General features: G+C 45.3%; 5 protein-coding genes. 1 reads left to right on the forward strand and 4 read right to left on the reverse strand.

All coding sequences use genetic code 11. The features are described from left to right. Window positions 1-306 (forward strand): transposase (locus tag NG833_RS29175; RefSeq protein WP_254568770.1); only part of this gene is annotated, 306 nt, incomplete at its 5' end. A gap of 77 nt (window positions 307-383) precedes the next feature. On the opposite strand, the gene NG833_RS29180 is transcribed toward NG833_RS29175, so the two are convergent. From NG833_RS29180 to NG833_RS29195, 4 genes are all read right to left on the reverse strand, one after another. Then, a complete protein-coding gene (locus NG833_RS29180) occupies window positions 384-1,685 on the reverse strand; it encodes a DNA cytosine methyltransferase (protein ID WP_254568771.1) in 1,302 nt (433 codons plus the stop codon). Window positions 1,686-1,752: 67 nt separating this feature from the next. After that, the gene (locus NG833_RS29185) at window positions 1,753-4,446 is read right to left on the reverse strand and encodes a DNA methyltransferase (protein WP_254568772.1); all 2,694 of its coding nucleotides are present in this window, start codon (window positions 4,444-4,446) and stop codon (window positions 1,753-1,755) included. 122 nt (window positions 4,447-4,568) lie between these two features. After that, a complete protein-coding gene (locus NG833_RS29190; RefSeq protein WP_254568773.1) occupies window positions 4,569-5,216 on the reverse strand; it encodes a VanW family protein in 648 nt (215 codons plus the stop codon). A gap of 537 nt (window positions 5,217-5,753) precedes the next feature. Then, window positions 5,754-6,017 (reverse strand): hypothetical protein, encoded by a 264-nt coding sequence (locus NG833_RS29195; RefSeq protein ID WP_254568774.1) that lies wholly within the window; start codon window positions 6,015-6,017, stop codon window positions 5,754-5,756. Between the last annotated feature and the right edge of the window lie 524 nt (window positions 6,018-6,541).

The following is a 6,541-nucleotide window of genomic DNA, read 5'->3' on the forward strand; positions in this document are numbered from 1 at the left end:
GCTTGTCCCCTGAGAGAACGCTGTACTACGAGTAAGAATGGCCTCCGCATATCTATCCATCCCGATGAAGGATTGATGCAGGAATTGCGGAGGCGTCAATCTACCTCAGACGGTCGCGCACAACTGAGGGAGAGAACTTCTGTAGAACACTCTCTGGCTCATGTCGGACAGTGGCAGGACAAACGCGCCCGTTATATTGGACAGCGCAAAAACCTCTTTGATCTCAGACGAGTGGCTGTTGTCCATAATCTTCATGTCATTGCTCGAGTGAATGAGGTTTTACCAATACAACAGGCCGCACTGTAGTTGAATCAAGTCGGTAGATACACATTGGTTCGGTGTTGTCAAGCCCGGGTACTGAACCGACGCCCTAGAGCTTTCGATTATACCGAGGCTTGAGAGCTTGAGGTCCGGCGCGATCGCGGTTCGATGGTGTGCGGATCAACGTGATACTGGGCTGCCGCAGCAGACATCGGCAGTTTTAGCAACTCTGGATTTTCCAGCAGCATCGGGACCGAGGGCGAAATCGGTGCTATCCCTAACACCCGGATCATCTCTGCGGCAACTGCTTGCGCTAAGAGGGGGGGAACAGAATTCCCAATTTGGCGGAATCCATGCCATTTCGTGACATGGAAGCGAAACCAATCGGGATAAGAGTGCAGACGCGCCGCCTCTCGAACTGTAATACAACGGGGTTCAACCGGATGAATGGGACGAGGGGAAGTATAAGCCCCTCGATTACTGGGAGTTCCGGCTCTTAATGTATTACATAATCCCTGGGGATTTAGCTTGTGGAAGCGACTGACGGGTTCATATTTTCCAGGTAGGGTATCTTTGAAGCGATCGATCGCCTTTTGGGTATGCTGAGTGCGATGGTTGCCAGTGAGAATATTTCTATCCCATTTCCGGGGATAAGCGCAATTGTGAGACTGTTCAGAACTTCCCTGCATTTGAATTCCGTAAGCACTTGCGGAGGGGTATGTATAGGAGATCCAGTCGCGATCGCGCAATTCAGCATATTTTTCTATCCTCGGCAAATCTTGAATTGCCTCCCAAACCGTCGGCGTTGCAGGCAGATTCGATAACTGGGGTAATTTGCATCCTGGAGGATTGGTAATGGGGGTGGGATAGTTAGGTAACGACAATCCCTCACGACATCCAATTAAAAAGAGACGTTCTCGATTTTGGGGGACACCATAATAAGCCGAGTTAAGAACTTGATAGGGAGTCAGAACCTGATAACCGCAGTGGTGAAATTTATCGATAACTTCATCTAAAAGCTGCTTATGGGGACCGATGGTTAATCCCCGAACATTTTCCATAACGAAATACTTCGGTTGCAGTTCGGTAATGATGCGGATGAAGTGAAACACCAGGGAATTGCGCGGATCATCCAAAGCGCGTTTACCCATCAGGGAAAAACCTTGACAGGGGGGACCTCCACAAACCACATCAATCTCGCGGCTGCCAATTTCCGACTGGGTTCTAATCTCTTCCCCAGTTACCTCTACCACACTTCTGCACAAGACTTTCCATTGGGGAAAATTATATTCATGGGTGGCACAATGGATCGGGTCGATTTCTACTGCTGCAAGCACGTCAAAACCCGCCTGTTCAAAACCCAGGGTCATCCCGCCTGCACCGGCAAATAAATCTACAGCGATCGGTCTAGTTTGGGGGTTCATAAAGGTGAATGATCCTGCGGTATCCTGGGCGAATGGTGTGTTATTGTACCATGATTTTGACCTAGATTTACGGTGCTTGGGGACCTAAAACAAACTCGCCTCGGGCTTCTTTTTCCGCGAGTTCTCCATTCAATTGCAACAATTTCTCTAAAATATCATCGGTGGGTTTGAAGCGATAGGCTTGCATCACCTGTTTATCGAGTTCTGCATGGAGTTTAGATAATTGACTGGTGGGTTCGTCAAAGAATTTGTTATACAGTTGAGTGATTCCCCATTGTTTCGATTCCATTTGTTGGGTGCGATAGTCATGGAGTTTTTGGGTGATTTCACGAATGGAAGTCACCTGCTTGCTATCAGGGTTTTGAGGGAAGGGGAAGGTTTCAAAGCAGGTGTTGTGAGTGTAGCGAGTATCACTTTTCAGGGTTGAACTTTGAGCCTTAACCCAGATCCGATGTATCTGAGAGGTTAAAATTCCCAAAATGTAGAAATCATCAGAGGCGACAACCGTTGTGGAATCACCGGGTAACCAACTCGATTCTGCTGGTACGAAAATAAACCATTTGGAATGACGGGGAACGCTAAAATAGACAGATAAAGAGGCGATAGCATTTCTCATTTCGGGGCGATGGCGTAGAAATCTCCACCAGTAAGTTCTCGAATTAGCATCTCTATTCTTATCTCGTTCGGGCTTAACGGCTGCTTGAATATGTTCAAATGGTAGCGTATAATTGCTGGCATATTCAAGCGTCATATCCTTAAAATCAACAATCCAACGGTTGGGTGAACTATGATTTTTTCTGGTCAGATCATAAGCATCTAAAAACGGTTTAATAACATCTTTGTTTTTGGAGTCTGCCTCTATCCATTCTTTGACTTTTTCTTCTGTTACAAAAAATCCTTTTCCAAGAGAAATGACCCCTTGAAAACAATTATTTTTATTTGCTTTTAACTTGCTGGCTTGAGAAACATCAATGGTAGAGGTTAACGACGAATTAATAGAAGAAACTAGGCTATTATCTAAATAATATTGATTGGGTTCTTCTTTGGCCCAGTTAACCAGACTCACGTGAACATTTGCCTCACCGGACCAGGGTTGAGAAGAAATAGCTTCGTGAATGTAACCGCCATTTTGGGTAATATAGTCTAACGTTGCCACCCGGCTTTTGCCCTGACTTACTGAGTTGGTGGCAACTAATCCGGCCCTACCGTTATCCTCTATACAATCATGGGCTAACCGGAACCAGTACGCACAGAAATCGACGGAATCTTTAACATCTGGAAAGCGAGCAAAAACCCGATTAATATAGTCATCACCGAGGTTGATTTTTAACTGTTTACCGCCTAAAAACGGTGGATTTCCAATAATTGCTTTAACTTTCGGCCATTGGTTAAATAAAGCATCTTGGCAAGTGATATTTTTATCTAAAGTATCCAGGGGTAAAGGGTCTTCAGTCAATCCGAATTTATCGATCGCCACCTTGCGGGCGATCGCAAGGGTGACTCTTGCCAACTCCACCGCAAAAGGATTGGTATCCATGCCATAAAACTGTAACGGCGTGACAAAGCCGATTTCTAATTGTTCCCGAGGAGACTTGCGACGGCTGGCTATTTTTTCTAATAAAAGCTGTTCGATGCGCTTCAATTCTTGATAAGCAATATAGAGAAAATTACCAGAACCACAAGCCGGGTCAAGAACGCGATAGCTTTGCAATTCCATTTGTAAGCCATTCAGTTCGGGAATGGTGGTAGCTGCTTCGATTCGGTCCTCCCAATATCGGCTAATGGTCGGACGGACAATCTTCATAATATCCGCTTCTGAAGTGTAGTGAATGCCGTAAGTATGACGTTCAGTTACATTCACAGAACCCTCGAAAATATTGCCAAAAATGGCGGGTCTAACTTGACTCCAATCTTCCCGCGCTGACACATCCAGAAATTGCAACTCTTCCCGAGTTAAGTCAATGGTATGAATGACCGAAAACAATCCACCATTAAAATAATCAACTCCTTTATATCGTCCTGCGCCAGTGATTCCCGGTGTATTCATTTCTCGGAATAAGCCACCGATGATGCCATAAGAACTGGCCCCATTAAAACAGTCTTGCACAGAGGAAATAAATAAATCTCGGGGTAAAAGTCCTCGGTCTTTTGCAAACATGGCTAACACACATTGCAGAATAAATCGTTGCGCGACTGATTCAGTAAATCCCCGACGGGTTCCAGTTTTTTTGAGTTCTACAAATAACTCTCCTAAGCGTCGGGCGGCGCGTTCGGTGACTTCGACTTGATTGTTATTAAAAACCGGCGTTCGGTTCTCCAATTCCATGAAGGTGAACGCCCCGGCGCGTTCCGGTAATTGTTGTAAACTGATGATATCGATAGGAGTATCGAGTTGGATATCAAAGTCAAAAATCCAAAACTCATCAAAGTTACAGAGGATGACATGGCGGGGGCGATCGGGAACTAACCGAGTCCAATAATCAAACGCTTGGGAATAATGTTTTTGAAGCTTTTCCCCGCGTTTTTTCATCTCAATCAAAACCCGAGGTTTCCAGACCAAATCAGCAAAGTCAGTTTTGCCAATTTTGCTACCTTTTTTAACTCGTTCCTCATAACTGGCACCTGCTTCTAATGCACCTTCATGACCAAATGCCCGAAAGAAACGGTCCAAAAAGACTTGTGCCTCTCCCTTCTCGTCGCCTTTGATATGTTGCTGACAGTAGGTGATAAAGGTCTGAAGTTTTTCCGCAGAAGTTGACATGGCTTAAACCTGGGTGTATGTCAGATAGGGTTTCGGGCTACGCTGTGATAGATTATCCCAAAAATTGGAGCAAAATAGCGGGTTTAGGAAAGCGATCGCCTTCCTAATTTGATACGATAAACTTACAACAGAGCCGCATCAGGGTCCAAGGTGGGATAAATCGTTGTTGTGATTTTTTCCAGAGAATCGGTAACTTGAGAATAGCGGAGGGTTTCTACTTGCTTAATCCCCCCCGGTAATTGTTCTACTTTAAAGTCTATGCTGAATTCTTCCAGGGGTTGAGGGGAACAGAGTTCAGCGATAATCCCTTCCTCCAGGAGGGTGAAGCGGAAACATAGGGGAACGGATAAGGTATTTTGAAATCGAAAGTCTTTATATCCATAAACCACTGTAGCATCGGAACCCAAAGGGGCGAAACGGGTTGCTTCAGTGTAGATATCTTGGGAATGGGGATGGCGTTCTAAGGCGTTTAAACCCGCTTTGAGGATTAAAACATACAGGAGTCCGGGTATCTGACATAAACCGCCACCAATCTCAGATTTCAGTTGATTGTTGACGATCGCCCGACTTTCTAGGTAGCCCTTTTGTGGGCTGGGTTCTCCGACTAAATGCCAAAATGAAAAGATTTGACCCGGCTGGATGGGGATATTTTCAATGCAGGCGATCGCTGTCGCTAAATTATGCTTTTTATTGTTTAAATAGCTATTTTTGGTAATAATTTGGCAAGTGGTTATTTGACATTCAAATAATTCTACTTTTTCTGGAGACAATGGGGAGAATTGAACAAATTTACCTAGGTAACCCGAGAGCAAATCAGAAGTGGATCGCTGAGTAAGTTTTACTTTTCGCTTGAAAGACGGGGGAATCTGTTGTTTGACTTTTCTCAAAAGATGTGCGCTTGAGAAACCCATCATAAAGTTGAGGAAATTTTCTTTCATGGTATGGAAACCCTAAAAAAGACAAAAAATAGACATCTTTAGGAAAAATAAGTTGTAGCCACCAAATCCGCTTGTCAAAACTTCGTTTTCTCTTCAGCCCGCGCAGGCGGGCTTCGTCTGTGTAGCCCCACCCTTGAGGGTGTGGGTTTTTATAGACCTTTTAGAACCAGATTCCGTATAGCCATAAAATCAGATTCCATTGCTATCTGGAACACTAACTTTAAACCCCCCTTGAGAACGCAAATAAAAAAGAGGCAACGCCAAGATTAGGGAAATCCCGACGCCGCCTTGTCTGGGATATGCTATTGGATAGGCTAGGGGTCTAAAACTTCAATATTTAATCAAGACTCCTAACAATCGCGAAATACACTAACAAGTTTTGAACTCCGGACTGTTGCCTTCCCATCGCTTCGCCAAGGTAACGCGGACCCGGGGGGTAGAATCGCGACGGAGAATTTTGATTTTTGCTCTGAGTTCTAATTCACTCAGCGCACATTTGACCTGAGTTAAGGTCAATCCAGACAATTTAGCCAACTCTTGTGGGGCGATCGCATCTTGTTGCTTCAACGCTTCAAGTACAGCCCGAATATGTTCGGGCCGGGGTTTTAGGCGAAAATATCCAAACGACGACATTTTCCAACTCCTGGGAATAATGCATGAACGTCGATTCGTGACTAACCTTGATCCGGCTATCCCTCCTAAATGAGCCCGAAACGGGTCATAAACCGTAGCATTTGTACAGCATCCAGGAAAGAACCGGGAATTGGTAAGTCTCGCCCCTCACACCCTGAATCTTTTGCTTGCCTGCCAACCCCCTCCCGCGAGGCGATCGGCAACACTCCTCAATCTCTAGTTTACCCGGACAAAACCGACACCCGACCACAAGTCAACTCCTTCAATCTAGACAGGACTTACGCAGATTTTGAGAACTAGCCCTGTCAAGGTGATAAATTTAATGACCCCAAATCGTTATTTTCTGTAGCCGCGCGAGAGCGATCGCCTGTCCATAAGAGCAATTTAGGGAACTCCAAAAAATAAAACCTTCAAAAAACCCGCACCCTGAAGGGTGGGGCTACACGGACAAAGCCCGCCTGCGCGGGCTAAAAGAGCCTTGTTAGGTGCGATCGCATCAAAGCAAGGATGATTTATTTGTTGGA

It is taken from the genome of Oscillatoria sp. HE19RPO (genome assembly GCF_024220515.1).
Classification (GTDB): Bacteria; Cyanobacteriota; Cyanobacteriia; order Cyanobacteriales; family Laspinemataceae; genus Laspinema.

Bases quoted from the DNA above. Each gene is read 5' to 3' on its own strand.
- NG833_RS29180 (WP_254568771.1), bottom strand. From the start codon at position 1,685: ATGAACCCCCAAACTAGACCGATCGCTGTAGATTTATTTGCCGGTGCA.
- NG833_RS29185 (WP_254568772.1), bottom strand. From the start codon at position 4,446: ATGTCAACTTCTGCGGAAAAACTTCAGACCTTTATCACCTACTGTCAG.
- NG833_RS29195 (WP_254568774.1), bottom strand. From the start codon at position 6,017: ATGTCGTCGTTTGGATATTTTCGCCTAAAACCCCGGCCCGAACATATT.